Origin of the sequence: Mesorhizobium waimense, assembly GCF_003601975.1 — a bacterium.
GTDB lineage: Bacteria > Pseudomonadota > Alphaproteobacteria > Rhizobiales > Rhizobiaceae > Mesorhizobium > Mesorhizobium waimense.
This window is the reverse complement of sequence record NZ_QZWZ01000020.1, coordinates 17,410-41,449: the sequence shown is the minus strand read 5'-3', so window position 1 is coordinate 41,449 and position 24,040 is coordinate 17,410. Positions and strand designations below refer to the sequence as shown.

Below are 24,040 nucleotides of genomic sequence, written 5' to 3'. Positions count from 1 at the left end.
GAAGTGGAGCGCGGCGGCCAAGCTACCCCGGCACCGCGCCCTTCAGCTCCGGGAACTTCTCGTCAAAACGCGCCGCCCAGCGGGTCAGTCGGCCACGGCCCTTTTCCCATTTGCCGGCGAAGCGCAGCGCGAGATAGCCGAGGCAGGCGCGCAGGGCCATCTGGCCGGCGGTGATCTTCTTCGGCAGTTTCGGCGGGTTGGCGTTGAGCAGGTCGAGGGCTGCGGTGATCTTTGCCCACTGGCGGTCGAGCCAGGGCTGATAGACCATCTCCTCCGGCCGCGTGCGCCGCTCATAGACCATCGACAGCGCGCAATCGCAGATGCCGTCGGCCATGGCCTCCAGCACCTCGGCCTCGAGCCGCTTGTCGGGGTTGCGCGGAAACAGCGCGCTCTTCGACGCCCGGTTGAGATGCTGGGTGATGGCGCGGCTGTCATGGATCGAGCGGCCGTCGTCGAGCACCAGCACCGGGATCTTGCCGAGCGGATTGGCTGACATCAGCTCGGCCGGCTTGTCCTCGGTCTTTACAGGCACGAGATCGACGCCGATGCCGGCATAAAGTGCCGCCATGCGCACCTTGGAGCTATAGGGGGACGTGGACGCGTAGAGCAGCTTCGGCATGATCGGTTCCCTGTTTTGCGGACCGGCACTGTTGACCGGGCGCCCTCGCCCACGCAACAGCCAGAAAGGAAAAAACCAGCCGCCAGAGGTCGGCTTCGGCGAGCGAGAGCGCCTGAGCGTCTACACGGAAGTGTTAGTGGTGAAGGTTTTGGGCTTAGCCTAGCGTCGGCGGCGCTTGCCGGAGCGCTTGCCCATGAGCCTCAATCGCCGACATCTGTTGCATGCGGCCTCGACAGCCTTGGCCTGTGCGGCGATCCCGCGATGGGCACGAGCGGAAACAACCGAGCCGGCGGCGCCGATCCAACTAACGCCGGCGCAGATGCGTGAGGACCTTGCCTATCTGAGGGCGCAATGGGCGCCGCTGGACCAGAGTTTCAGCGAGCAGCAACGCAAGGCCTGTGACGAGGCGATCGCCGACGCAACGACCAACGCCGCCACATCCTCCACAGCGGATTTCGCGCTGGACGTCATGCGCGCCGTGGCCATCCCGCGCAACGGTCATACGGTTGCGATGGTGAACCGCCTGTTGGGTAATCTGCCCGTCAGGACATGGTGGTTCGCCGACGGCCTCTACATCATCAGCGTGCAGCCGCAGGTGCCGGAGTTGCTCGGCGCCCGCATCGAAAAGCTCGGTTCGCTGGCGCCGCAAGAAGCACTGGCGCGGGTCGCGCCATTCATTTCCGGAACCGAGCAGCGCGTGCGCTATCTGAGTGCGGACTATCTCACCAGTCCGATAGTCCTGCGTCGCATCGGCGCCGCCCCGGACGCGAGCGTAATTCCACTGACACTGCGCCTGCGTAGCGGCGGCACCAGCGTCGTCAGGCTCGGCCCGGCAAGCGAGCCGGATCCGGGCGATCCGCACGACCCGGCTTTCAACGGCGGCTGGACTGTCCTCATCCCCGACGGCAAGGCAATGCCTGGCCGCTGGCTGCATGTTCTGGACAGCGTCAACCAACGCCCGCTGACCTATGCCAAGGCCACGGATGTCTCGACCGCCTGGACCGGCGATGACAGCAAGGTGCTGTATATCCGCAGCAACTACTTGCGCAGCCAGAACCAGGATCCGCTCGACCAGAAATTTCTGTTTGGCGTCCTGGAAAAGCTCGTCGTGCCGAAGCGGCCGCAATGCGTCATCGTCGATTTGCGGTTCAACAATGGCGGCAACTTCTTCGACACGATCCTGTTTGCGCAGGCGCTTCCCAAGCTGATGCCAGGCAACGGGCGCATGCTTCGTGCTGATCAGCCGCGCGACATTTTCAGCAGCACTGGCGACGGCGGCGATGCTCAAGAGCACCGGCCAGGACAGAGTGACATTCGTCGGCGAACCGATGGGCGACAACGGCCACTTCTGGGCGGAGCCGCAATTCAAGACATTGCCGAACTCGCGCATCATCGTCACTTGCAGCACCAGGTTCGAGGATTACGAACAGGGCTGCAGCGATGCCAGTAAATGCTACTGGGCAACTTCTGTATTCGGGCCGCGCAACATCTCGCTGCAACCCGACGTCAAGATAGACGTCGCGTTTGCCGACTATGCCGCCGGCCGCGATCCGGTGCTTGAAAAGGCTCTCGCCATGGCGAGGTAGCCGGGCCTTTTGCGCGTCTTTCACGGCAACAAAAAAACCCACCGGACTTCGCCGTGTGGCGAAGTCCTGGGAGCTGCGAAAGATATCTACGTCCGCCCCTCTTTTCGTGCGCCTCAACACCGGTGCGGAGAGCGCGGCGCATCCAAGGCACCCGCCCTCATGTCCCGGTACTGTCCCCGGCGCGCGAAGAAACGCGATTACTTCTTCGCGGCCTTCGCAGGCGCCTTCTTGGCCGGCGCGGCCTTCTTCACCGGTGCCGAAGACTTCGCCGCGGCTGCCTTGACCGGAGCCTTGGCTGGCGCTGCTTTCTTCGCCGCAGGTTTCGCCGCAGCCTTTGCAGCCGGCTTCTTGGCAGGTGCTGCCTTCTTCGCCGGTGCAGCCTTGGCCTTGGCCGGTGCTGCCTTCTTCACTGCGGGTTTCGCCGCAGCCTTTGCAGCCGGCTTCTTTGCCGGTGCTGCTTTTGCCTTGGGCGCTGCCGCCTTCGGCTTGGCAGCGGGTGCTGCTTTCTTCACTGCAGTCGCGGCCTTCGCCGCTGCTGCTTTTACTGGTGCTTTCTTTGCCGGTGCCTTGGATGCCGGCGCTTTGGATGACTGCTTAGCCATGCGATGCCCCTTGCGTTGTTGCCGATGGCCGTTAGTGACCCGGCGCGTCATGCTTATCTGACTCGCGCGTGTCTAGCCAGCGAAGCATTACATTGATTTTAGCAGATTAAATTTCGGTTACGAGCGCAATGCGAACGTGCTGATCGTCGACGAAATTCGTCACGCATCTTTGATCCCGCAACGAAGTTCTGCGAGGGAAATTCTTCGCGCTCTATCTTGGCCGATCTTGTCGACGAGCTCAGGGTTTTTCGAGCAGCTTCGACCGCAGACATCGACTGCGCGTTGCGAAGATCATGCAGAGTTTCCGGATCGCTCGCTTTGTCTTGTCCCGTGCGACGAACAGAGGAAAAGACGAAAGCAACACGACAGCCGCGGCGTCCCATCATCTTGCGGCACGAAATTAAAAGTGAGCTTTATGCTCACGTTTTCTGGAGATCACGATGCTCGCGAAAGAAAGCATTACAGCCGACATCGTCAAACCGGAAACCTTATTACGATCAGGCGCTTAGCGGCTCACGCAACGCCTGCTGCCGGCGCGAAGGCTCGGTCTGATGGAGATGAACGGCGAAAGTGTCCCATGGCGGCGCGACGGAAATCTGCGAGAGCAATCGCCCGACCTCGCCGCGATGGTAGCCGCCATGGATGATGACATGGGTCAGCATCTCCTGGCGCGACATCGATCCCTTGTCGCCATCGGTGAAGACGAACGACACGGGCTCGGACAGATGGTCCGGCGAGACGGATTCCAGATAGTCCAGATACCAGCAATCCATTGTCGCGACATCGGTGCGTAGTGCGTCGAGCGCGGGCGTGTCCTCGGTGCTGTCGGCGCTGTAGCCGTGACGAGCGCCGGTGAGATGCGCCGAGAATATTTTTGACACGACGTGGCTGTGATTGAGGAGACGGATCGCGATGAGGCGCTCCTTGCCGTGTGCATGTGAGTCGAGGCTCGCGAGCTTCTCCAGCAACTCGTCATTGGCCCAGGCCTGGTAGGCGAAGAGGCTGCGCAGCAAAACCAGGGCGCTCATGATCGGTATCCCTTTTTCATAAATGTGAGTACGTTGTTTATATTCTTGCGGAGAGGGAGCCGGCATGTCTACTCGCATTGCAAAGCCGCGCTCGCGCATGCGCAAGGAGCCGCGCCAGGCGCGTTCCAAGGCAACCGTCGAGGCGATCATCGAGGCGGGTGCTCGCGTTCTGAGCGATTTAGGATGGGCCGGCTTCACCACCAACAAGGTGGCCGAGGCGGCCGGCGCCAGCATCGGCTCGCTCTACCAGTATTTCCCCGACAAGCTCTCGCTGGTCGAAGCGATCCGTCGCCGGCACTTCGATCAGGTGCTCGCGGTTATCAGCGATGCGGCAGCTGACGAGAGACCGCTCCGGCAATTCGCGCGCGAACTCACGCGCGGCATGATCGCGGCGCACAGCATCCATCCGACGCTGCACCAGGTGCTGCTCGACGAAGCGCCAGGCGATCGCGGCTCAAGGGCTGCGCATGCCGCTTTCCAGTCGCGCTATCTCGAACACTACGCGGCTGCCGTGGCGCAGTATCGCAGACGCACGAAAGACACAGAGACCGTCGCGCGCGTGCTTTCCTCCGCGGTCGAGGGCGTGATCCACAATGCGGCGCGACGCGGCATGCTGGAGGCGCCGGAACTGCAGAAGCAGCTCGTCGATCTGATCTGCGCCTACCTGTCCGGGCAGCACAGAACCGCACCGCGGTGAGACAGCGGGAGCGTCACGGCCGGTAGCCGAGGCATATGGCTCCGAGGGCGACGATGGCGCAGGCGCCAACGCGCCTTGGTGTGAGCAGCTCGCCAAGGAACAGTCGTCCGATGAAGGCTGCAAAGACGACGCTGGTTTCGCGGATCGCGGTGATCGGGCCGGCTGGTCCGAGCGCGAAGGCGGCAACGACGACGCCATAGGCCATCAGCGCGAACAGGCCGCCGCCCAGCGCCTTCCAGGTTTCCGGCGCGCTGAGGTCGACGGCGAGCCTGCCGCGCATGGCGATGAAGGTCGCCGGCAGCAAGGCGCCGTAGAGCACCAGCACCCATGCCGTGTAAGCGCTGCTGTCTTGCGCCGCACGGACGCCGATTGCGTCGACTGTCGCGTAGGCGGCGATGATCGCTCCGGCCGCCAGCGCATAGAGGATCGATGTCGTCGACGCCCTCCCCCTGCCCAGCGAAAGGCCCATGATGCCGCCGGCGACAAGCGCCACGCCGACGATCTCCGGCATGGTCAGCTGCTGGCCGGCAAGAAAGAAGCCGCCGAGCGCAACGAGCAGCGGCACGCTGCCGCGGACGATCGGATAGACCTGACCAAGTTCGCCATATCTGTAGGCGGCGACCAGGAACACGCTGTAGCCGACCTGGAGGCAGGCCGAGAGCACGACATAGGGCCAGGCAGCCGCCGCCGGAAGGGCGTGGAAGAGCGCAAAGGGGATGGCGACCAGCGTGCTGGAAAAGCTCATGACGGTAACCGTCCACAGCCGGTCGGCACCGGTGCGCAGGAAGGCGTTCCAGCTGGCATGCAGGATGGCTGCGAACACCGCCAGTCCGACGACGGTCGCGCTCAATGCGGCACGCTCGCAGCGCCGATGATGGCGGCCGCAGCCTTGCGGGCATTGCCTATGGCCGGCTGCCCCATCTGCGCCATCAGCGTGGCGCCCTCGATCAGCATCAGCAACGCGGCGGCAGCGCCTTCAGCACAGTCGGGCGGCATCACATCCTCGAGGATCGCCTGCATGCGCGATCTCAGGCGGTTCTTCTGCCTGGCGACGGCCTTGAACACCGGATGCCCGGGATCGCCGAATTCGGCCAGCGCATGCGCGAACAGGCAGCCGTGGAAATCATCGCCGCGAAACCAGCGCTCGTGCCAGTCGAAGATTTTTGAGATTTTCTGCTCGGCTGTGATGCCCTCTTGCTCGAGCCGGTCGAGCTGACGGTCGAAACGCCCGGCGCGATAGTCTAGCACCTCGACGATCAGTTCATCCTTGCTGGGAAAGTGGCGATACATCGTCATCTTGGCGATGTCGGCCTCGGCGATGATCCGGTCGATGCCGGTGGCATGGAAGCCGCCCTGCCTGAACAGCGCATAGGCCGTGTCGACGACATGCTGGCGTTTGCCGGAAGCGGGTGAAGGCGTCATGGTTTTTGCCGTTGGTGATGAGACAGGTCTGTCTCTTTTTAGATGATGATAATGCTTTCTGTCAACCGCGGGCCGGCTTCTACGATTGAGGTTGGCGCTGCCGGCCAGCTTCTTCCGTTCACGGACAATAGTGCAGGCTCCTGCGCGCGCCATCCTCGATCAGGAGGCGTGAGAGCTCGCGCAGGAGAGAAGGCCCGTGCCTCAGCGCGTGGCGACCACGGCGACGCCGGCGCCGATCATCACGCCGCCCGCCGCGCGGTTCACGCGGCGCACAATCCTGGGCGTGCGCAATAGGTTGCGGGCGTGGGCGGCGAGGATGACGTGGCCGCCGATCACCACTGCCTCGACGACCAGGATCACCGCCATCAGCACGCCGACGTGTCGGGGGGTGAGCGACGCGCCAACGACATTCGGCAGCAGTGCGACGTAGAACAGCGGCATCTTGGGATTGCCTAGGTTGAGGGCAATGCCCGTGCTGAAGATCGTCAGCAACCCGCGCCCGCCCGAAACGGGCTGCAGTTCCGGCACCACGGGGACCGCAGTCCACAGCCTGACGCCCATCCAGATCAGGTAGACCGCTCCACCATAGCGAAGCGCTGTCATGACGATCGCCATCTTGGCGGCGATGACCGACAGGCCCAAGGCGGCGAGCACCAGAAAGATGACGATGCCGACCACCGTTCCGGCGCCATAGGCGATGCCCGAAGCAGCGCCGCCGGAGATCGTTCGGGCGACGATCGTCATATTGTCGGGACCTGGGCTGGCGGCGAACACGAAGAAGGCGGCCGCAAAGGCAAGCAAGGTCGCAAGGTCCATGAAAACTCCGGAAAGTGATTGTTGCTCTCGGGCGTTCAGACTAGCTGATTTGCCTGCCGGCGATAGAAGGAAAAGTCAGGATCTTCGCGACAGGGCGGCTGCCGGCAACATGCAAGACCGAAGCGCTGCGGCCGATCTGGCCGCAAGGCAACGAAAATGCCCTAGATCGGAAAGCTGCGTTCAGCGCAGGACGCGGCAGCGGCCGTTGTAGACCATCCAGCGGTCGAAGCCCGCGACGCAGAATTCGACATTGTCGCCAATCGAGGCGAAACCTTGCCCCTCCTCGATCAGGTACCAGATGGTGCGGTCGCGGCCGTCCGACAGGGCGACCGTGGCGCCGCAATAGCGGCGGCCGATTGGCCATTGTTCGCTGGCCGGCAGATAGCGGTGCTGGTGGATGCGGCGGAAATCGGTGATGGCCACATCCGGCAGATGCGGCACGTGGCGCACTTGATAGGAAAAGCGGCTGGTGATCTTGTTCAGCACCCAGGCCTCGCCACACACACCACTGTCCTCGTCGGAATAGACGGAAAGATCGGCGGCATGCACCGCCTGGGTGAAGCCAAGCGACGTGGCGAGCGGCGTGCAAAGCGAAATCAGTGCGGCAAGGGCGGATTTGGCGAAGCGAGTCATGACAGCCTCTCAAGGTCGATTGTGCGCACTGTGCGGATTCGCCGGTCAGCGGTCAAGCGGTTGCGATGATGATGGTTTCCAGCTTCGAACTCGCCATCCGCCAGAGGTGGGCTTCGCAAGGTGGAAGCCGCTGTTACCCCGCCTCCCCCGCCAGCCACCGCAGCGACCAGCCCGCCGGTCGCCCGACCACGAGCAATCTGTGCAGGGCCGGCAGCAGCAGGCGCAATTCACCTTCCAGCGTGAAAGGCGGATTGACCACCACCATGCCGCTGCCGTCGAGGCTGGGTTCGGCCGAGGCCGGCCTGATCTCGAATTCTATGTCGAGCAGCTTCGGGATGCCTGTCTGCTTGAGCGCCTTCCTGAAGGCGATGACCGCCTTGCGGTCCTTGATCGGGTACCACAGCGCATAGATGCCGCCCGGCCAGCGCTTGTGGGCCTTGACCAGCCCGTCGACGAGGCGGTCGAACTCACCCGCCTCTTCGAACGGCGGGTCGATCAGCACCAGGCCGCGCTTTTCCTTCGGCGGCAATTGCGCGCCGAGCGCCAGCCAGCCGTCGAGTTCGATCACCCTCGCCTGAAAATCGCCGGCGAAGACCATCTTGAGCCGGTTCGCATCGTCGGGATGCAGTTCGATCGCCGTCAGCCGGTCCTGCTTGCGCAACAGGTGCCTGGCGACCAGCGGCGAGCCCGGATATTTTTTTATCCCGCCATCTGGGCCGCCGGGGTTGAGCGCGCGAACCGCCTCCAGATAGGGCGCCAGAAGTGCGGCCGCCTTGGCGTCCAGCTTAACGCCGACCAGCCGACCGATGCCGCCCTGCCATTCGCCGGTCTTCTGGGCTTCGGCCGACGACAGATCGTAGCGGCCAATGCCGGCATGGGTGTCGATGACGCGGAAGGCCTTGTCCTTCTGCTTGAGATATTCGAGCAGCCGCGTCAGCACGACATGCTTGACGACATCGGCGAAGTTACCGGCGTGATAGGCGTGGCGGTAGTTCACTTCGAGCCCCTGCCCCAGCGCGGCGGTGGCGGCTGCGAATTCGGGTTTTCCGGCCGCCCGCCGCCGCGACCAAAGACCATCGCCAGCACAAGCCCGATCAGCCCGGCCGCCATCAGCGAGAAGCCGACCGGCCGCGCGCGGCTGTCGATCTCGCCGGTGCCGGCGCGCAGCACGAGGTCGACCGCGCGCATCGGAATGTTCTCGGCATCGCCAAGGCCGACGGTGAACAGATAGGCGCCGGGGCTGACCGTCTCGATCACGCCCGCCTCGTCGCGAAAGATCTTGTCGGGCGATTGCGGGCTGGGCTGGCGCGGATTGTCGGCATGGTTGAACTGAAGCGTCGAGGCGAGCGCCGTGTGGCCTCCGGTTGCGGCGGTCAGCGTCAGCACGGTGCGCTGCTGAGAGACGATGCGCTCGGCCCTTGCGGTCAGGTCCACCAGCACCCTGACCGGCGCGTCGCTGACGGCTAGTGGTACCGTCACCGGCCTGAACCGGCCCTTCTCATAGACCCGCCAGGTGCCGATCTCATGGCCGGAGAAGTTGCTCATCGCCCAGGGATAGGCGACGCCGATGGCGGCTCCGGCGAGCAGGATCAGAGCAAACAGAAAGCGCATGCGCCCGGCTACCTCGAATTGGCGCCGCCAAGGGCGCGCTCCATCTCGTCGAGCAGCATATCGAGGCCGAGATCGAATGTCCGGTCGAATTCGGCGGCGCCGAAATAGCGCCCGGCGGCGGCAACATTCGGGAAATCCAGCGCAAGCTGCTCGTCGCTGACGGCGGTGACCGCCGACGGGCCCTTGGCATAGCCCGATGTCTCGTCGAGGATCGCACCCATCAGATAATAGCCAACGGTGCGGAACAGCCGCGCGCTCAGTTCGGGACCGAAGCCTCCGGCCTCGAACAGGCCGAGGATGCCACTCAGCCAGGCAAGGCAAGTCGGCGAATTCATGCGGTAGGTGACGAGGAACGGCGCAAAGGCCGGATGCTCGCTGCCGATGCGGCGGAAGTCGTGCATGGCGATGCGCATCCTTTGCCGCCACGGCAGACCGGCGTCGGGCATTTCGAGCGAACCGACCAGCCGGTCGACCAGCGCTTCGTGCAGATGCGCCTGCGATGGAAAGTGGTGATAGATGCTCATAGCCTCGCAGCCGAGCTCTGCCGCCAGCTTGCGCATCGAAAAGCCGGCAAGGCCCTCCCTCTCGATCACCTCGAAAGCCGCATCTTCGATCATCTCGCGGGACAGCCGCCCGCGTGGTCGCTTTTTTTTGATCGATGAGTCCATGGCGCCGCTTGACAACTTACACTGTAAGGTTCATTTTCCACATTACCTTACATCGTAAGGCTAACAAACACCAGAGGAGAAAAGCATGTCCGCCTACCTCAAGCTTTCATCCGCGCATTCCTGCCTTCGCAATGCGTCCGCAACCGTGCTTGCTGCCGCCTGCGCACTCACCCTGGCGCTGGCCGCCGCACCTGCCCAGGCCGACGACTATGACGCTGCCATCAAGGACATCCAGTCGACCATGGGCGGCGTGCCAAGCTTCGTGAAGCAGTTCCCGAAGGCCGGTCTGCCCGGCGCGTGGGCGGAGGTCAAGGCCCTCCAGCTCAGCGACAAGACGGCGCTGCCGCCGAAGGTCAAGTCGCTGATCTCACTCGCCGTGGCGGCGCAGATCCCGTGCAGCTACTGCATCTGGTCGGACACGCAGGACGCCAAGCGCGCCGGCGCCACTGACGAGGAAATCCAGGAGGCCGTGGCGGTTGCCGCGCTGACCCGCCACTGGAGCACGGTCTTCAACGGCATGCAGGTCGATTTCGACACATTCAAAAAGGAAATGGGCGGGGAATAGGTCACGCCGGCAAAACGAAATGGGCGGGGGAATAAGTCCCGCCAGCGGCAAAGATCGCTGTCACCAGGAGACGTCAGGCATGGCCCACCAACGACGGGCCATGCCTGTTTTTTGTGACGGCCGGGTCGTGCAAACAGTCGCGTAAACGTTGCATTTCGATCAAACGGCTATCGCTAGAATAACCGACCTCGGCATAATGGAATGTGTCAGCGCCTGCCCAATGAATCGGGGTATGGCCCCGCATGTGATTGAATGAGGGGATTTTTGATGCGCGAAGTTCATTGGCAGCACAGAGGCCGCCAATGCAGGTCAAATTTCAATAGCGTGAATGGATTTTTGTACAGAGCGCTCGTCCCTGGGGAGCCTTCTGGCGATACCTGGGTGCCAATACTTTACGTCAGGCGGATTGTTTTCTTTCAACTCATCTCAAACCTGAAGCGCAGCTCTGGTCAGCATGAAACCATATCCCGAAATTCAAACCAGACCTGTGGCCCGCCCGATCACCAAAGTGCGCATGAACCGCTACCTCGGAGCCGCCGCGCATATTTGCAGCCCGAGCGGTTTCGGGCAGCAATCGCACTGCTTCCTGCGGGTCCAGAACCAGACCCCGGCCGAGAATATTTAAAATTTTATCATTACCCAAGCAGATCGCGGGCCGCCGGGGGCGTGTCTGGAAACTTTTCCATGCGCGGGAGTTGCCAAACCTTGACTTCCCCTGGCGAATTTCCAGGCGCTGCTTTGCAGGCCTGGCAAATGAGCACCAACCACTTCCGCCTTCCAGGTCCCTGCCAATGCGATGCTTGCACCGAGGGAGAGACGCTCGACCTCGCCCATGATTAACCACTCGCCAATGAATACGGTTAACGAATCTCTAATTTAGTTGACTATGTTGTCCACAGGTATATTTTTGTAAGCGTTGGGTGTGCAATTTGGGCGAGCAATCCGCGATGGTGGCAACCAGGCGCGTGGTCGCGATTCAGGGGTATTGAATGCTGAGCGGCAGCCAATAAGCCGTACGGCACGATCTCCGTAAACTCAGACTATTTACGCACATCATTGATGGCGATTCCGCGCGAGCGGAGGTTTTCGCCACGTTCTTTGGGACGTGGCCGGGCGAAGCTTTGTCCCGGCCTCGGGGTAGCGTTTTGCAGCGCGTAAGGGGGATGCCATGAGTAAAGTGATCAAGGTTCTGAAGCCCGGTGTGGGAACCGGTCGGCGGGGCGGTAGTTTCAATCGCGGCCGCGCTCTGGTCGCCGGAGGCGCAGGATTTCTAGGCTCGCATCTGTGCGAGCGGCTGCTGCGCGATGGCTACGAAGTCATCGCGGTGGACAATTTCCACACCGGCAAGCGATACAATCTCAACGTCCTGCAGCGCGATCCGGGCTTCCTGTGCATCGAGCATGACATCATCGATCCATTGCCGCGCGACCTCCCGGTCGACGAAATCTACAACCTCGCCTGCCCGGCTTCGCCGCCGCACTACCAGGCAGACCCGATCCACACGTTCAAGACGAGCGTGCTCGGCTCGCTGAACCTCCTGGAACTTGCCCGGCGGCACAACGCCAAGATATTCCAGGCTTCCACCTCCGAGGTCTATGGCGACCCGCTGGTGCATCCGCAGCCCGAGGGCTATTTCGGCAACGTCAACACGCACGGCCCGCGATCCTGCTACGACGAAGGCAAGCGCTCAGCCGAAACCTTGTTCTTCGACTATTCGCGAACCTATGGCATCGATGTGCGCGTCGCCCGCATCTTCAACACCTATGGCCGCCGCATGCAGCCCGATGACGGCCGCGTGGTGTCGAATTTCATCGTCCAGGCATTGCGGGGCGAGGACCTGACCGTCTACGGCAGCGGCCTGCAGACGCGCTCGTTCTGCTATGCGGACGACCTGATCGAAGGCTTCATCCGGCTGATGAATGCCCCCAATGCGCCAGCGCATCCGGTCAATCTCGGCAATCCGGTCGAATTCACCGTGATGGAGCTGGCCAGGCTGGTCATCGACTACACGAATTCCCGCTCGAGGATCGTGCACCGGCCGCTGCCGGTCGACGATCCCAGGCAACGCAAGCCCGACATTTCGTTCGCCAGGCAGAACCTCGGCTGGGAGCCGAAGATCAGCCTGAGCCAGGGCCTGGCGCACACGGTGGAGTATTTCGACGCCCTGCTCTACGGCAGCCGGCCTGTCAAAGAGGCCGCAATGTCATGACACGCCGCCCCATATTGGTGACCGGTGGGGCCGGCTTCATCGGCAGCCACACCTGCAAGCTGCTATCGGCCGCCGGCTACCTGCCCGTGGTCTACGACGATCTCAGCCGTGGCAATGAGAAATCCGTTGCCTGGGGGCCGCTCGTCGTCGGCGATATCCGCGACGGCGAGGCGCTTCGGCTGGCGATCGCGACCTACCGGCCAAAGGCGATCATCCACTTCGCGGCGCTCGCCTATGTCGGCGAGTCCGTCCGCGAGCCGGCCGAATATTATTCGACCAATGTGGCCGGCACCATCGCCGTGCTCGACGCGGCGCGCGCGGGCTTCATCCAGAACGTCATCTTCTCGAGCAGTTGTGCAACCTACGGCGTGCCCGAAGCATTGCCGGTGCGCGAGACATCGTCGCAAAATCCGATCAGCCCCTACGGCCGGACCAAGCTGATGGGCGAGCAGATCATCGGCGATTACGCGGCGGCCTACGGGATGAAATACGCAATCCTGCGCTATTTCAACGCCTGCGGCGCCGATCCCGACGGCGAACTCGGCGAGTGGCACACGCCCGAGACCCACCTCGTTCCCCGGGTGCTGATGGCCGCATCCGGGATGATCGACGAGATCGAGGTTTTCGGCACCGACTACGACACGTCGGACGGCACCTGCGTGCGCGACTACATCCATGTCAGCGATCTCGCCCGCGCGCATCTCAAGGCGCTAATGCATCTCGAGGCCGGCGGCGAAAACCTGTCGATCAATCTCGGCACCGGCCGGGGCGTGTCGATCAAGGAGATCCTGCAGGCGGTCAGCCGCATGACCTCGAAATCGGTCCCGGCCGTCTACAGGACCAGGCGCCCGGGCGACCCGGCCGAGCTCTACGCCGACCCGGTCAACGCACGCGAACATCTTGGCTTCGTGCCGGAGCTTTCCGACATCGACACGATCGTCAGGACGGCCGCGCCCTTCTTCGGGCTGGAGGCAGTCCGATGATGTCACTGCAATGGTTTTTCCCGGTGCTTGCCACGGCCCTATGGGCCGCATGGCACATGAAATGCGCCGGTCAGAAATGCCAGCCCGCAAGGCTGGTTGTCGTCCCTGTATGTAGCTTGTCGGGGCGTGGGCTCGCTGAGCTGGAGTGAGGGCTTTAGTCTCAGCGAGCCTTTATCAAGCTTGATCCAATGCCTTGTTCCAGCCGGGGGCTAACTCTTGGATTCGACCAGTTTGCGGGTCTCTTCGAACTGCGCGCCCCTGGTGTCGCCTTGCTCGAATTTCCTGTACTCGTCATCGGGTTCTTCCGGCGACCGCTTGAAACTGTACCACGGCCCATCCCGATCCTTGCGCTGCTCGATGTTGCCGCCGTTGATACGGTTGCTAAAACATGAGCGCCCAAGCTTGCCGGCGTGCCCTTGGACCGCCAAGGCAGCTTCCATGCACATCTTGCCGTCCTTTGTGACCAACCACCTGCCTTCCGCGACCGACGCCGAGTCCTGTCCGAACGTCCAGGCCTGAAGACGCCTGTTGTCCTTGGCGAAGTAGGCCGCTCCGTTCTTCCAGATCCAGGTGCGGTCCTGGCAAAGAACTTGCAGCTCATAGGCGGACGGAACAGTGGCCGAGGCATCTGCCTCCGTAGGCACCTTGTCCTTTGGCGGCCGCATTCGCGGTTCCGAGAAGCGCAAGCTGACAGCAGATGGCCAGGAGGGGCGCAAGGGATGCGGCACGGCGATGGGGTTGCGCCCCAGATCCCCTTTTGGTTGTCATGGCGAGCGATCGCATTTCGGTATTCGCTTCTCAATGGTGCGGGGTTGGCCGAATATTTCCTGGAAGGGCCCGGGGATGCAAGGCACTGCCGTTACTACCTGCACACTATCAATCGCCGCGCGAAGAATGATGTCAACCTTTCCGGGGAAGGCCGGTCGCGAACGTGGCGAACTCTCGTGACAGACTGCAAAATCAAGGATTTGCGGTGCATGCCGATACTGTCGACGCCCCGTCGGCATGACCCATATCCGTCGACGACCAAGTTGGTGGATTCGCGTAGTCTGGTGATCTATAAGACCGCCACACTTCAACGCGGCCGAAAACGTCGGGGCTCATGGTTGCTTCCGCGGATCTGCCCGCGCACTCAACAAACGAGCAGTGCGGGGTACGGGTGCAGCAAAACAATGGGTCCGGCGCCGCCGAGCACTATAGGCCCGCGCAAGCGGCGGAGAATTGGTTGAAAAGAATAGTCTCGATTGTCGTGACGCTGGCGCTGCTGGCCTGGCTCGCCAGCGACTCGCGCTGGAAGATGGTCGGCGATGCCTTCGCCAGTATCACACCCGGCGCATTCGCGGCTGTCGCGCTGGCGCTGTTCGTCACCTATGTGCTGCGGGCGCTGCGCGTCTGCGACGAGTTCCGCGACGAGGTGAACGGCCGTTTCGGCGCCTGCCTGCGCGTCATTCTGATCCACAATGCCATGATCAACGTGGTGCCCTTCCGCGGCGGCGAGACCGCCTTTCCACTTCTGTTGCGGCAGGTCTTCGGCATACCGCTCATGCGCGCCAGCGCCTCGCTGCTGTGGTTCAGGCTGCAGGACGCCTTCGTCGTTGGCGTGCTCGCCTGCCTGGTGTGGCCGGGCCTCAATCCCGCGCTGAGGGCGGCGGGGATCGCGGCGCTGATCGCGGCCGCCTGGTATCTGCCGCGATGGGCGCGCGCGCCGCATGACTGGGCGGCACGCGGCAGGATCGTTGCGAAGCTCGGCATGCTGCGCGACATTTTCACCGAGGCGACTGGACGGTCGCGCTACGGCTGGTGGTGGACGGTCGCCAACTGGGCGCTGAAGCTTGCCGTGCAGGGTTGGCTGCTGGCCATGCTGCTGGGCACGTCTTTCCAGACCGCCTTTCCCGGGGCCGTCGGCGCCGAGGCCGCAGCCATTCTTCCAGTGCAAGGCGTCGCCGGCTTCGGCACCTATGAGGCGGGAGCGGCGGCTGCGCTGCTCTATTCCGGCATTGCCATCAAGAGTGGCCTGCAGGCGGCGCTGGCACTGCACCTGTTCATCTTCTGCTCGGCCATCGCGACGGGCGCGATCGCCTGGCTGTTTCCCTCGAAATCGACCGTGCCGGGAAACCCGGCCGTCGGCTCTGCAAGGAAGTCATCGCCATGAACGTATTGCCCATCCCTGCTTCGGGACTGCCCGAGGGCGCGGTCATGCCGGACCACACGCTGTCGATCGTCGTTCCCATGTACAACGAGGCCGAAAACGTCGAACCGCTGCTGGCCCGGATTCACCAGGCGATGGAACATTACGGCCGGCCGTGGGAGGTTGTGCTGGTGGACGACGGCAGCACCGACGCGACGGTGAGCGAGATCAGGCGCCTGGCGGCGCATTACGGCCCGCATGTGCACGCGGTCGAGCTGGTGCGCAACTACAAGCAGACGGCGGCGATGCAGGCCGGCATGGACGCGGCGCGCGGCGATGTCATCGCCACGATCGACGGCGACCTGCAGAACGACCCCTTCGACATCCCGCGCATGGTCTACCGGTTGCTGACCGAGGATCTCGACCTGGTGGTCGGCTGGCGCAAGGATCGCCAGGAAGGGCTTTTGATGCGCAGGCTGCCTTCGCGCATCGCCAACTCGCTGATCGCGCGCGTCACCGGCGTGCGCCTCAAGGACTATGGCTGCAGCCTCAAGGTCTATCGCGGCAACGTCATCCGCAGCGTCAGGCTCTATGGCGAGATGCACCGCTTCATCCCGGCCTGGCTCGCCACGGTGACGACGCCACGGCGCATCGCACAGGAAGTGGTGACGCACCATGCGCGGATCCACGGCCAGTCCAAGTACGGCATTTCGCGCACCTTCAGGGTCGTGCTCGATCTGGTCTTCATGTATTTCTTCATGCGCTATCGCACGCGGCCCGGGCATTTCTTCGGCGGCATCGGCATCGTGCTGGGCGCGCTGGGCTCGCTGATCCTTACCTATCTGTTCGGCCTGAAGCTGTTTTTCGGCCAGGACATCGGAACGCGCCCGATGCTGTTCACAGGCTTCTTCCTGCTCATCGCCGGGGTGCAGATGGTGACGTCGGGCGTGCTGGCGGAAATGCTGGCGCGCGTCTATCACGAGGCGAACGGGTCATCGGCCTACGTCGCGCGTCCGCAATCGGCGCCCGGTGAAAATGAAGGCGACGGCTGGTATCGCCCCAGCCGGTGACCTGATCGCAAAGCTCTGGGGGTTCTATGTCCATAGTTGTGACCGGTGCCGCGGGCTTCATCGGCAGTCATGTCTGCCAGCGGCTTCTGGACCGCGGCGACGAGGTCGTCGGCGTCGACAACATGAACGCCTATTACGATCCGGCACTGAAAGTGGCGCGGCTCGCCCGGCTTGCCGGCAGGACGGGATTTTCGTTCCACGAGCTGGATATCGCCGAATCAGGCGTCCTGGCCGCGGTGCTTGGCAAGCGGCCGGTCCGCAAGATCGTGCATCTGGCAGCCCAGGCGGGCGTGCGCTATTCGCTGGAAAATCCGCGCGCCTATATCCACGCCAACATTGCCGGCCATCTGGAAATTCTCGAACTCTGCCGGGCTGCGCCCGACATCGAGCACCTCGTCTACGCCTCGTCGAGCTCGGTCTATGGCGGCAACACCAAGGTGCCGTTTTCGGAGAGCGACCGCGTCGACGACCCGGTGTCGATCTACGCCGCGACCAAGAAGGCCGACGAGCTGATGAGCTCGACCTATTCGCATCTGTTCGGCCTGCCGCAGACCGGCCTGCGCTTCTTCACCGTCTACGGCCCGTGGGGCCGGCCCGACATGGCGAGCTGGATCTTCACCGAGGCGATGCTTGCGGGCAAGCCGATCCGGGTCTTCAACCATGGCGAGATGTGGCGCGACTTCACCTATGTCGACGACATCGTCGACGGCGTCGTCGCCATCCTCGACAAGCCACCAACCGGCGGGCACGCCCTTTACAATATCGGCAACAGCCAGCCGGTCCATCTCGGCCATTTCATCGACACGCTGGAAAGCCTGCTGGGGGTCAAGGCGATACGCCATAACGAGCCCATGCAGGCCGGCGAGGTCGAGAAGACCTATGCCGACACCAGCGCGCTGGAGCGGGATTTCGGCTTCAAGCCGAAGGTGCCTATCGAGGAAGGTTTGCGGAATTTCGTCGACTGGTATTGCCAGGAATGGCGGCCGGAGGGCAAGAGGTAGCGGGCAGAGCCTGCGCCAACCTCTTGCCCCCGGCTCGCGCCCCCCGGCTGAGATCAGTATCGAGAACGGCAGCTCGACCGCTGCCAAAGCCGCTCGGGCTGCAGATCCATGGCGAGCGGCGACAGATTCACCCTGATCGCCTTTTACGCCGTGTGAACAGCCCTTTCCTTCCGCGAGAATATTAGACGACGCTTATTAATATTCGGGCAAGCGGCGTGGTGAGCACCGCCCTTCGCGGCTGCGCCGGATATTATTAAAATGCGATCGATTGGTTTTGCTGCGCGCCTCAAAACGCAGTCCGATCGACGCGTTTCAGGCGTGCCCAGTTCTACACGCATCCCTCGACGAAGGGCCGTTGATCCATAACGAGCCATTGTTGAACATGCTGGTCTCGCTGCCGTCGGTGCGACCAGTCGCTTCCTTGTCGATGTGCAGCCTACTGTTTGGCACCAACTGCCCGTTCGGCGGCTGTCGGCAGGTTCGAGCCTCTGCAAGAATTGGAAGCCGGCGAATTTCCGACACCGCACGACATTCGCAACGATCGTGCCCTCGCCAGAGGATGTCGCCCCGAGACCTCACCCGAACGCGTACAGAGCTTCCGAGGAAATGGCTCTGAAATAGGCGGTGAATTCCCAGTAATTCTCGATGCGCTCGACAAACGGGCGCGGTGGCGGCTTTACGATATCGATCTCGAAATGGTCCAGGCGCTGGTCGCCGCCGAGATAGGCTATGATGGCGTTGCCAACCAGAGGATCGGCGATGTCACTATAGTGGATCGGGAAATACGGCTGCCCGGTTTCGAACAGCACGGATCTTATCTTGGTCCGAAACAGGTTCAGCTCGTAGAGGTACGCATTGAACCGGTCGATGTCGAAATGCACTTTTTGCCGGTAGTCGCCAGCGGGCAACGGTTCCGAGGCATGAAGAATCCAGACTCCGGAAGCCTCGGCCTCAAGCAATGAAACAAAGGACGCGACCGGGTTCCTCACAAGCCAGAGCTTCTTGACGCTTTCATCTTCGAGCACGGGAAGAACGGCCGCACGTGTCTGGTCGGGAAATATGTGAAATCCGACAAAGCGAGCCGAGGGATCGTCGAAGATCTGCGAAATGAACCGTTCGGGCTCGACATCCCGCGCGGCAACGTCTTCACGCTGCAGGTTCATTTTCTCGTGGTAGTCATGGCGCAGTCCGACGAAGCTCGGATTGAAGACTTCGCCGTGCATCACCATCCCGTCATACTGATTGAGATGGCTATTGAGTGCTTGAGATCCGGTTCTGGGCGAAGCGAGAAGGACGAACTTTTGGCAAGACTGCATTCGCTTCAAACCTGAAACAGGGGACATGGGTCGGAAAATATACAAATGCCCGGCCCATGCAATTCCGGACTGCCGCATGAATCAACGACGGCGGGCGCTTTCGAGCGCCCGCCGTCGCGATACTTTTCAGCGCCGGCTTGCGATCAGCCGCCACGCAGGCGTGTCGGACCCAGGTTCGCGATGGCCATACGCTGTTCGGACGGACAGGTTGGCAGATAGCGGCTGGCATCCGCGTATGTCATGGTCGCGATGGAGCCCTTGAGCCCACCGCGCTTCGCGATCCAGCTGCGAACCCAGCCTGGGTAGTTCTTCATCATGAAATTCGCGGCTACCTGGTTGCCCCGCGCCCCCGCGCCATAGGGCAGGTGGAAGCCGAACGACGCCCTCTGTGTGACACACACTTTGCCCTTGGGCATGGCCAGGTACAGGGTGCAGGCCGAGTCGCACGCGCCGTTGAAGCGCACAAAGCCGCCGCTGCGGCGCATTTTCAGCACACGGATGGCATAGTCGATCACATAGCCGCCGCGATCGCCGCTGATCGTCTTGACGTTGGCAGTGCCGAGCTTGATGCTTGGGCGCAGCAATTCACCTGCGGTGCTTGCCGAGACCAGTGCGCCCATCAAACCGAGCGCGCCGAGAAACTTCATTGTCGTTTTCATTTGCGCCTCCTGCTATGCCGTCAATGCCTAGCTGGGAGGCGTAAAGATTGACTATTCCGCGTCGCTAAAGTTGTAACAGTCGATTGATTGTACAGCCGTTTTAGAACCTGCGTGACGATTTGGTTTACCAATGGCGCTGAAGGATGATCACTGAAGAGTAAACCCGGCGCAGGCATCATTGTCGATGGACCACGCTGCGGAAGCGCTCGGCGGAATTGGATCAGAGGAACTTCGATGGCCGTTGGTGGCAAGGAGCGGAGGCCGTTAGAGCCGCAAGGCAGGCCTCGCCGTGTCTGTGTCGTAACGCGTGCGATCGGCCATGGTGGCGACGAAGACACAGCCATGGTCGAATTGGCCAGGCTTTTCGCCGAGGATGGTGACCAGGTCACCCTGCTATCGGTTCCCGGGAGCGATGTGCCTTCCTCCGAGGAGGTGGCAGCGCGTCACCGTGAGCTGGAGGGCTCTGTCCGACTGGAAGTTCTCGACAAGTCCGTTCAGCTGCTTCCTTCGCTGGCGACGCCCGAGAGCCAGTCCGCGGCGCTGCTGCACTATCTCGAACGGTCCGGCCACGATCTGGTCTACGCGCCCCTCGAGGGCGGACTGCCCTACTATACGCTGCTGGCGGTCGAGACCGGGGCCTTTGCCGCTCTGCCGTCGGTTGTGGTCATTGCCCAGGCGCCGCTGGAATGGGCACATGAAGCCGACAGGGCGTTCATGGGAAGCACCGACGCAATTGCCGTGACCTACATGGAAAAATATTGCGCGGAGATGGCTGACAGCACGATCTGCGCGTCTGCCGCACTGCGCAAGTGGATGTTGTCGAAAGATTGGAAGGTGAAGAAGGCGGTGGTGACGCCGCTGCTCCAGGATCGCATCGACCAGGCAGGCGCGCGATCGTCGGTCGGGAAACAAAGCTCAAAAGAACTTGTCGTCTTTGCCGGATGGCACCTTCGCGATGGCATGACGCTGTTGTGCGATGCATTGGACATCCTGGCGCCGACGGCGCCCAAAGGCCTGACGGTCACCGCATTCGGTCCATTCGGAAAGATCATGGGCGAGCACAGTGGTGGCCTGCTTCTGCGACGCGCCGAGCGGTGGCCGTTCAAGCTCAACATGTTGCCGCGCGCGAACCTTGCGGCAAAGCTCGACTACGCCGCGCGCGCCGGCGCGCTTGCCGTCATACCCGCCCGCGCCGCATCGACCGGCGGAGCCGTCGCCGCATGCATCGAGGCGGGATTGCCATTCGTTGCAACCAATGTCGGCGCGCACGCCGAGATCTGCAAGCCACAGGCAAGGCAACCGCGACTGGTCGATGCCGACGCTGCCGCTTTGGCGCAGGCGATCCTGGCGGCGCTCAAGGATCCCCCTCGCCCCTTGCCGATCGACAGCCTCAGCCAATGCCGTCAATCATGGCTGGATACGCGCAATTTGCCGACGCCGGCCAAGCGGAGGCGCATCCATAAAGGCGCCGGATCGTCACCGCTGGTCTCGATCGTCATGGCCCATCGCAACCGGCCGCTCTATCTGAAACAGGCGATCGCGGCGATCGAAGCGCAAACCTACGATCACCTGGAGCTGGTGCTGGTTGACGACGGAAGCGACCTGGACGAAGCCAGGCGATTGCTGGATGCATTGGAGCCGACCTTCCGTCAGCGCGGATGGAAGATCCTGCGGCGGCCGCACCGGCATCTCGGCGCGGCGCGAAATGCCGGCATCCGTGCCGCGCATGGCGAGCTGATCCTGTTCGTCGACGATGACAACGCGCTGTTTCCGGAGGCTGTCGACCATTTCGTGCGCGCCATGGCAATTTCAGGCGCGGACATCTGCACCGCGTTCCAACTGATCTTCTATGAGGATTTCGTGCCCGGGGACCGGGCCGATGGGCTGATCCAGTATTTGCCATTGGGTGGTCCCGACACGCTTGGCCTGATCCACAATGTCTACGGCGATGCCAATGCGATGGTGCGTCGATCCGTCTTTGCACAGATCGGGTTCTGGATCGAGCAACCGGGCTACGCCATGCACGACTGGGAATTCTTTGCGCGAGCCTCGCTTGCCGGGCTCAAGCTCAGGCCTATTCCAAAACCGCTCTACTGGTACCGCTCGAAGCCTGACGGAATGTTCCGGACGTCGAATTGGTACGACAATCGCCTCCCCGTCGTGGAAGCGTTCAGGTCAAGCCAATTCGGTGATTTGGGGCAGCTCTACAAGTTGGCCATCGCCCAGAACACAGCGCAATCCGAGATCGAAAGCGCGCGCGAAAACCTGAAGTATACACCCGCCAATCAGAAATATCTGGAGCTCTGCGACGTCGAGCCGAACAGCGATGCCGCCATGGCGAAACTTGCCGCCATTGCCGCATCGATCGGTCGCCCCGACACGGCAGCCACCTTGCTTGGACGCCCCCAAGCCGATGAGCGCCGCCATGACCCGGACCGCGCTGATGTCGGCTCGAACACTCTCGGCTTCGACATGTTGAGGAGCGCACGGCTGCTCACACCGCGCCCCTCGCCTCTCCCCTTGCTCCTGGTCGCACCGGATGGCGGTGGAGTGTTCCTGCGCCCGCATCTGGAGGGTGCGGTCGCCGCATCGCTTGATCATCAGTTTCCGCCCTTCTTCCGCAAGATAGAAGCAATCGTCGAAGTCGCGCATGCCGACGCACCGGCAATGGACTTCGCCCTGGCTCTCGCCCGCCCCGATCAAACCATAGACTGGCAGCAGGACATCGCTGCCCAAACGATTGCCTTTTCGGGGTGGATGACCGTGAAAGACAAATTCGTGCGCCACCCCCTGGTGGTGATGCTTCACGCCAGGCGCAAGATGCCGCTTTCTATCGTTCTTACGGTGCGTTTTGCGGGGACGCCCAATGGTTTTCCGACCAATGCTTTCTTTCGAAAGCTGACGCTGTTCAGCGAATAGCAATCCAACGGGCGACCAGGCCCCGAGACCGTTAACCATCCCCCAAGAGAACGGCTGCTTGGCCGCTGTTATGGTTGACAAATTACTAACAACTAATATTATCAAGGGCTATGGGGTTCGTAGTGGAAGGGGTGTGTAATGCGTAAAATCCAATCGCTACTGTTGGGCGGACTTAGTGTTCTGGGCGTGAGCGTCGCTTTTTCCAACGTGGCGCAGGCGCAAATGGCGGTTGCTCCCGTCAAGGAGGCCGAGCTTGCTTGCGAGCAGGCCCTTAAGATCGGCACCATCGAGGCGCTCGAGGACTATCTGCACCGTTATCCGAATGCTCCGACGGCCTGTAAGGCGCTTGCGCTCAACAGCCTGTCCCAGTTTGCGGCGGGCGGTGGGAATGGAAACGGTGGTGATGGCGGCGGCCGCTACGGCGGATAGGTCTTAGCTGCGTCTTCCCGTTTTGGCAGTCAGGTGGTCGCGTCGCCGTGAAGGCGCCGCGCAGCCTGGCTCGACACAAATTCGGCGTAGCGATCCGAGGTTCTCATCCAGCCGAGATCGACGAGCTGCGCGGCGTCGCCGCGATAGCGCACAGACCGATGGTTGCGGAGCGCCAGTTTCGGATCGCGCTCCAGCGCTTCCATGTAAGCAGCGCGCTCCTCGAGCGTCTTTTCCTTCAGTTGCGTGTTCTCGCTCAGCGACGACGCTGACTTTTGGCGGAACCCCCAGACGAACTTGAAGTGAAGCAACGCGACGCGCAGTTCGCTGAACCGGACCTTGCTGATCGTGTGCTGCGCCACGTGGTAATGCGTGCCCCGTCCCCATCGCACGATCGGCACCTTCGTCAGGCACGGGGGAAACGTCTGCTTGAACCGGCCGTGCCAGAAAACACGTTCCCGCACGCCACCGAACATCTGCTCCGGCGGATATAAGCCGTCGCGGGCTCGCAGCCATCCGGGCTCCGGATCGAAGTAGGGTGAAGCCTCGATGAGCGGTATCGTGCCGTCATAGCTGCATTCGGCCAGCGGGCCGTCGGCATACATGTCGATCATCGAGCCGATCACGGCTTCGGCGCCGGTCGAGTCGAGATAACTGCAAAGCTGGCGCAGGTTTACCCGCTCAAGATCGGGATAGACGAGAAGCTCGTCGGCGTCGACCGAAAGGCACCAATGGCCGGTGCCGAAGACGTTCATGAGCGTGTTGATCCATCGCGGCGGATCGATGTTCTGCGCGAAATGCGATCCCTCGGTGTGGAAGCAGTGGCTGTCCGGCTGTTCCAGGATCAGTTCACGGGTGCCGTCCGTCGAACCATTGTCCAGGAAGAAAAAGCGGTCGACGCCAAGGCCGCGGTAGTGGTCGAGGATATGCGGCAACAACGTCGCTTCGTTGCGCAGGCCGACAAAGCACAGGATCTCGCCATCGGCTATGTCGATCTGCCGATCATCCAGCCGCGCGAGATGTCTTGGGGGTAGAAGGCCAATCATCCGAACGTCTTCAATCCGGTTTGCGCGAAAGACACG

The 24,040-nt window shown here is 62.4% G+C and carries 24 protein-coding genes; 11 read left to right on the top strand and 13 right to left on the bottom strand.

The genetic code is table 11. The features are described from left to right. Nucleotides 1–22: 22 nt before the first annotated feature. Complete coding sequence (locus tag D3227_RS23500; RefSeq protein ID WP_120016753.1) at nucleotides 23–619, bottom strand: glutathione S-transferase; 597 nt, start codon at nucleotides 617–619, stop codon at nucleotides 23–25. 193 nt (nucleotides 620–812) lie between these two features. Here D3227_RS23500 and D3227_RS23495 point away from each other — a divergent pair, with 193 nt between their 5' ends. Together D3227_RS23495 and D3227_RS42255 are read left to right on the top strand one after the other, a co-directional pair. Then, nucleotides 813–2,069 (top strand): peptidase S41, encoded by a 1,257-nt coding sequence (locus D3227_RS23495; protein WP_120016674.1) that lies wholly within the window; start codon nucleotides 813–815, stop codon nucleotides 2,067–2,069. A 364-nt stretch (nucleotides 2,070–2,433) separates the two neighbouring features. Beyond that, a complete protein-coding gene (locus D3227_RS42255; RefSeq protein ID WP_208646419.1) occupies nucleotides 2,434–2,868 on the top strand; it encodes a hypothetical protein in 435 nt (144 codons plus the stop codon). A gap of 436 nt (nucleotides 2,869–3,304) precedes the next feature. Here the strand turns inward: D3227_RS42255 and D3227_RS23485 are convergent, their stop codons facing one another. After that, the gene (locus tag D3227_RS23485; RefSeq protein ID WP_120016673.1) at nucleotides 3,305–3,835 is read right to left on the bottom strand and encodes a DinB family protein; all 531 of its coding nucleotides are present in this window, start codon (nucleotides 3,833–3,835) and stop codon (nucleotides 3,305–3,307) included. A 97-nt stretch (nucleotides 3,836–3,932) separates the two neighbouring features. Between D3227_RS23485 and D3227_RS23480 the strand changes: the two genes are divergently transcribed. After that, the gene (locus tag D3227_RS23480) at nucleotides 3,933–4,532 is read left to right on the top strand and encodes a TetR/AcrR family transcriptional regulator (protein WP_120016672.1); all 600 of its coding nucleotides are present in this window, start codon (nucleotides 3,933–3,935) and stop codon (nucleotides 4,530–4,532) included. 13 nt (nucleotides 4,533–4,545) lie between these two features. Here D3227_RS23480 and D3227_RS23475 read toward each other — a convergent pair whose 3' ends face one another. The 7 genes from D3227_RS23475 to D3227_RS23445 form a co-directional block, all read right to left on the bottom strand. Continuing rightward, nucleotides 4,546–5,382 (bottom strand): DMT family transporter, encoded by an 837-nt coding sequence (locus tag D3227_RS23475; protein WP_120016671.1) that lies wholly within the window; start codon nucleotides 5,380–5,382, stop codon nucleotides 4,546–4,548. Further along, the gene (locus tag D3227_RS23470) at nucleotides 5,379–5,954 is read right to left on the bottom strand and encodes a TetR/AcrR family transcriptional regulator (RefSeq protein ID WP_120016670.1); all 576 of its coding nucleotides are present in this window, start codon (nucleotides 5,952–5,954) and stop codon (nucleotides 5,379–5,381) included. Before D3227_RS23470 ends, D3227_RS23475 begins: the two co-directional genes overlap by 4 nt. A gap of 201 nt (nucleotides 5,955–6,155) precedes the next feature. Next, nucleotides 6,156–6,770 carry a LysE family translocator gene (locus D3227_RS23465; RefSeq protein WP_120016669.1) on the bottom strand — a complete coding sequence of 205 codons (615 nt, stop codon included), beginning with the start codon at nucleotides 6,768–6,770 and terminating at the stop codon, nucleotides 6,156–6,158. Nucleotides 6,771–6,950: 180 nt separating this feature from the next. Continuing rightward, the gene (locus tag D3227_RS23460) at nucleotides 6,951–7,403 is read right to left on the bottom strand and encodes a hypothetical protein (protein WP_120016668.1); all 453 of its coding nucleotides are present in this window, start codon (nucleotides 7,401–7,403) and stop codon (nucleotides 6,951–6,953) included. 133 nt (nucleotides 7,404–7,536) lie between these two features. Next, nucleotides 7,537–8,400, bottom strand: a complete 864-nt coding sequence (locus D3227_RS23455; RefSeq protein WP_120016667.1) for a 23S rRNA (adenine(2030)-N(6))-methyltransferase RlmJ — start codon at nucleotides 8,398–8,400, stop codon at nucleotides 7,537–7,539. Next, complete coding sequence (locus D3227_RS23450) at nucleotides 8,397–9,014, bottom strand: hypothetical protein (protein ID WP_120016666.1); 618 nt, start codon at nucleotides 9,012–9,014, stop codon at nucleotides 8,397–8,399. Before D3227_RS23450 ends, D3227_RS23455 begins: the two co-directional genes overlap by 4 nt. A gap of 8 nt (nucleotides 9,015–9,022) precedes the next feature. Then, nucleotides 9,023–9,631: a TetR/AcrR family transcriptional regulator gene (locus D3227_RS23445; RefSeq protein WP_245451843.1), complete on the bottom strand. Its 609-nt coding sequence runs from the start codon at nucleotides 9,629–9,631 to the stop codon at nucleotides 9,023–9,025. Nucleotides 9,632–9,767: 136 nt separating this feature from the next. Between D3227_RS23445 and D3227_RS23440 the strand changes: the two genes are divergently transcribed. The 3 genes from D3227_RS23440 (at nucleotide 9,768) to galE (ending at nucleotide 13,439) form a co-directional block, all read left to right on the top strand. Then, nucleotides 9,768–10,247: a carboxymuconolactone decarboxylase family protein gene (locus tag D3227_RS23440; RefSeq protein ID WP_120016664.1), complete on the top strand. Its 480-nt coding sequence runs from the start codon at nucleotides 9,768–9,770 to the stop codon at nucleotides 10,245–10,247. Between the two features lie 1,168 nt (nucleotides 10,248–11,415). After that, nucleotides 11,416–12,456, top strand: a complete 1,041-nt coding sequence (locus D3227_RS23435) for a UDP-glucuronic acid decarboxylase family protein (RefSeq protein ID WP_120016663.1) — start codon at nucleotides 11,416–11,418, stop codon at nucleotides 12,454–12,456. Continuing rightward, nucleotides 12,453–13,439: a UDP-glucose 4-epimerase GalE gene (gene galE / locus D3227_RS23430; RefSeq protein ID WP_120016662.1), complete on the top strand. Its 987-nt coding sequence runs from the start codon at nucleotides 12,453–12,455 to the stop codon at nucleotides 13,437–13,439. The genes D3227_RS23435 and galE overlap by 4 nt, the downstream gene beginning before the upstream one ends. Nucleotides 13,440–13,648: 209 nt before the next feature. On the opposite strand, the gene D3227_RS23425 is transcribed toward galE, so the two are convergent. After that, nucleotides 13,649–14,104 carry a DUF995 domain-containing protein gene (locus D3227_RS23425; RefSeq protein ID WP_245451842.1) on the bottom strand — a complete coding sequence of 152 codons (456 nt, stop codon included), beginning with the start codon at nucleotides 14,102–14,104 and terminating at the stop codon, nucleotides 13,649–13,651. A gap of 560 nt (nucleotides 14,105–14,664) precedes the next feature. Here D3227_RS23425 and D3227_RS23420 point away from each other — a divergent pair. The 3 genes from D3227_RS23420 to D3227_RS23410 are packed head-to-tail and all read left to right on the top strand — an operon-like array spanning nucleotide 14,665 to nucleotide 17,638. Continuing rightward, nucleotides 14,665–15,591, top strand: a complete 927-nt coding sequence (locus tag D3227_RS23420) for a lysylphosphatidylglycerol synthase domain-containing protein (protein WP_120016661.1) — start codon at nucleotides 14,665–14,667, stop codon at nucleotides 15,589–15,591. After that, nucleotides 15,588–16,637 (top strand): glycosyltransferase family 2 protein, encoded by a 1,050-nt coding sequence (locus D3227_RS23415; protein WP_120016660.1) that lies wholly within the window; start codon nucleotides 15,588–15,590, stop codon nucleotides 16,635–16,637. Before D3227_RS23420 ends, D3227_RS23415 begins: the two co-directional genes overlap by 4 nt. Nucleotides 16,638–16,663: 26 nt before the next feature. Next, nucleotides 16,664–17,638, top strand: a complete 975-nt coding sequence (locus D3227_RS23410; protein ID WP_120016659.1) for an NAD-dependent epimerase/dehydratase family protein — start codon at nucleotides 16,664–16,666, stop codon at nucleotides 17,636–17,638. A gap of 575 nt (nucleotides 17,639–18,213) precedes the next feature. On the opposite strand, the gene D3227_RS23405 is transcribed toward D3227_RS23410, so the two are convergent. After that, nucleotides 18,214–19,032, bottom strand: a complete 819-nt coding sequence (locus D3227_RS23405; protein WP_147377660.1) for a hypothetical protein — start codon at nucleotides 19,030–19,032, stop codon at nucleotides 18,214–18,216. A 65-nt stretch (nucleotides 19,033–19,097) separates the two neighbouring features. After that, nucleotides 19,098–19,613: a hypothetical protein gene (locus D3227_RS23400; RefSeq protein WP_245451841.1), complete on the bottom strand. Its 516-nt coding sequence runs from the start codon at nucleotides 19,611–19,613 to the stop codon at nucleotides 19,098–19,100. Between the two features lie 342 nt (nucleotides 19,614–19,955). Here D3227_RS23400 and D3227_RS23395 point away from each other — a divergent pair, with 342 nt between their 5' ends. Next, nucleotides 19,956–22,532 (top strand): DUF6212 domain-containing protein, encoded by a 2,577-nt coding sequence (locus D3227_RS23395; RefSeq protein ID WP_167480811.1) that lies wholly within the window; start codon nucleotides 19,956–19,958, stop codon nucleotides 22,530–22,532. A gap of 138 nt (nucleotides 22,533–22,670) precedes the next feature. Then, nucleotides 22,671–22,961, top strand: coding sequence for a hypothetical protein (locus D3227_RS23390; protein ID WP_147377659.1), 291 nt, complete (start codon nucleotides 22,671–22,673; stop codon nucleotides 22,959–22,961). Between the two features lie 29 nt (nucleotides 22,962–22,990). Here the strand turns inward: D3227_RS23390 and D3227_RS23385 are convergent, their stop codons facing one another. Further along, nucleotides 22,991–24,004 (bottom strand): glycosyltransferase family 2 protein, encoded by a 1,014-nt coding sequence (locus D3227_RS23385; protein WP_120016654.1) that lies wholly within the window; start codon nucleotides 24,002–24,004, stop codon nucleotides 22,991–22,993. Nucleotides 24,005–24,040: the final 36 nt, after the last annotated feature.

What these genes read in the sequence shown, in the direction of transcription:
- D3227_RS23450 (WP_120016666.1), bottom strand. Translation starts at nt 9,014, where the DNA reads ATGCGCTTTCTGTTTGCTCTGATCCTGCTCGCCGGAGCCGCCATCGGC.
- D3227_RS23460 (WP_120016668.1), bottom strand. Translation starts at nt 7,403, where the DNA reads ATGACTCGCTTCGCCAAATCCGCCCTTGCCGCACTGATTTCGCTTTGC.
- D3227_RS23500 (WP_120016753.1), bottom strand. Translation starts at nt 619, where the DNA reads ATGCCGAAGCTGCTCTACGCGTCCACGTCCCCCTATAGCTCCAAGGTG.
- D3227_RS23390 (WP_147377659.1), top strand. Translation starts at nt 22,671, where the DNA reads ATGCGTAAAATCCAATCGCTACTGTTGGGCGGACTTAGTGTTCTGGGC.
- D3227_RS23440 (WP_120016664.1), top strand. Translation starts at nt 9,768, where the DNA reads ATGTCCGCCTACCTCAAGCTTTCATCCGCGCATTCCTGCCTTCGCAAT.
- D3227_RS23415 (WP_120016660.1), top strand. Translation starts at nt 15,588, where the DNA reads ATGAACGTATTGCCCATCCCTGCTTCGGGACTGCCCGAGGGCGCGGTC.
- D3227_RS23495 (WP_120016674.1), top strand. Translation starts at nt 813, where the DNA reads ATGAGCCTCAATCGCCGACATCTGTTGCATGCGGCCTCGACAGCCTTG.
- D3227_RS23470 (WP_120016670.1), bottom strand. Translation starts at nt 5,954, where the DNA reads ATGACGCCTTCACCCGCTTCCGGCAAACGCCAGCATGTCGTCGACACG.
- D3227_RS23410 (WP_120016659.1), top strand. Translation starts at nt 16,664, where the DNA reads ATGTCCATAGTTGTGACCGGTGCCGCGGGCTTCATCGGCAGTCATGTC.
- D3227_RS23465 (WP_120016669.1), bottom strand. Translation starts at nt 6,770, where the DNA reads ATGGACCTTGCGACCTTGCTTGCCTTTGCGGCCGCCTTCTTCGTGTTC.
- galE (WP_120016662.1), top strand. Translation starts at nt 12,453, where the DNA reads ATGACACGCCGCCCCATATTGGTGACCGGTGGGGCCGGCTTCATCGGC.
- D3227_RS23385 (WP_120016654.1), bottom strand. Translation starts at nt 24,004, where the DNA reads ATGATTGGCCTTCTACCCCCAAGACATCTCGCGCGGCTGGATGATCGG.
- D3227_RS23425 (WP_245451842.1), bottom strand. Translation starts at nt 14,104, where the DNA reads ATGCGGCCGCCAAAGGACAAGGTGCCTACGGAGGCAGATGCCTCGGCC.
- D3227_RS23405 (WP_147377660.1), bottom strand. Translation starts at nt 19,032, where the DNA reads ATGCGGCAGTCCGGAATTGCATGGGCCGGGCATTTGTATATTTTCCGA.
- D3227_RS23400 (WP_245451841.1), bottom strand. Translation starts at nt 19,613, where the DNA reads ATGAAAACGACAATGAAGTTTCTCGGCGCGCTCGGTTTGATGGGCGCA.
- D3227_RS23395 (WP_167480811.1), top strand. Translation starts at nt 19,956, where the DNA reads ATGGTCGAATTGGCCAGGCTTTTCGCCGAGGATGGTGACCAGGTCACC.
- D3227_RS23480 (WP_120016672.1), top strand. Translation starts at nt 3,933, where the DNA reads ATGCGCAAGGAGCCGCGCCAGGCGCGTTCCAAGGCAACCGTCGAGGCG.
- D3227_RS23445 (WP_245451843.1), bottom strand. Translation starts at nt 9,631, where the DNA reads ATGATCGAAGATGCGGCTTTCGAGGTGATCGAGAGGGAGGGCCTTGCC.
- D3227_RS23435 (WP_120016663.1), top strand. Translation starts at nt 11,416, where the DNA reads ATGAGTAAAGTGATCAAGGTTCTGAAGCCCGGTGTGGGAACCGGTCGG.
- D3227_RS23485 (WP_120016673.1), bottom strand. Translation starts at nt 3,835, where the DNA reads ATGAGCGCCCTGGTTTTGCTGCGCAGCCTCTTCGCCTACCAGGCCTGG.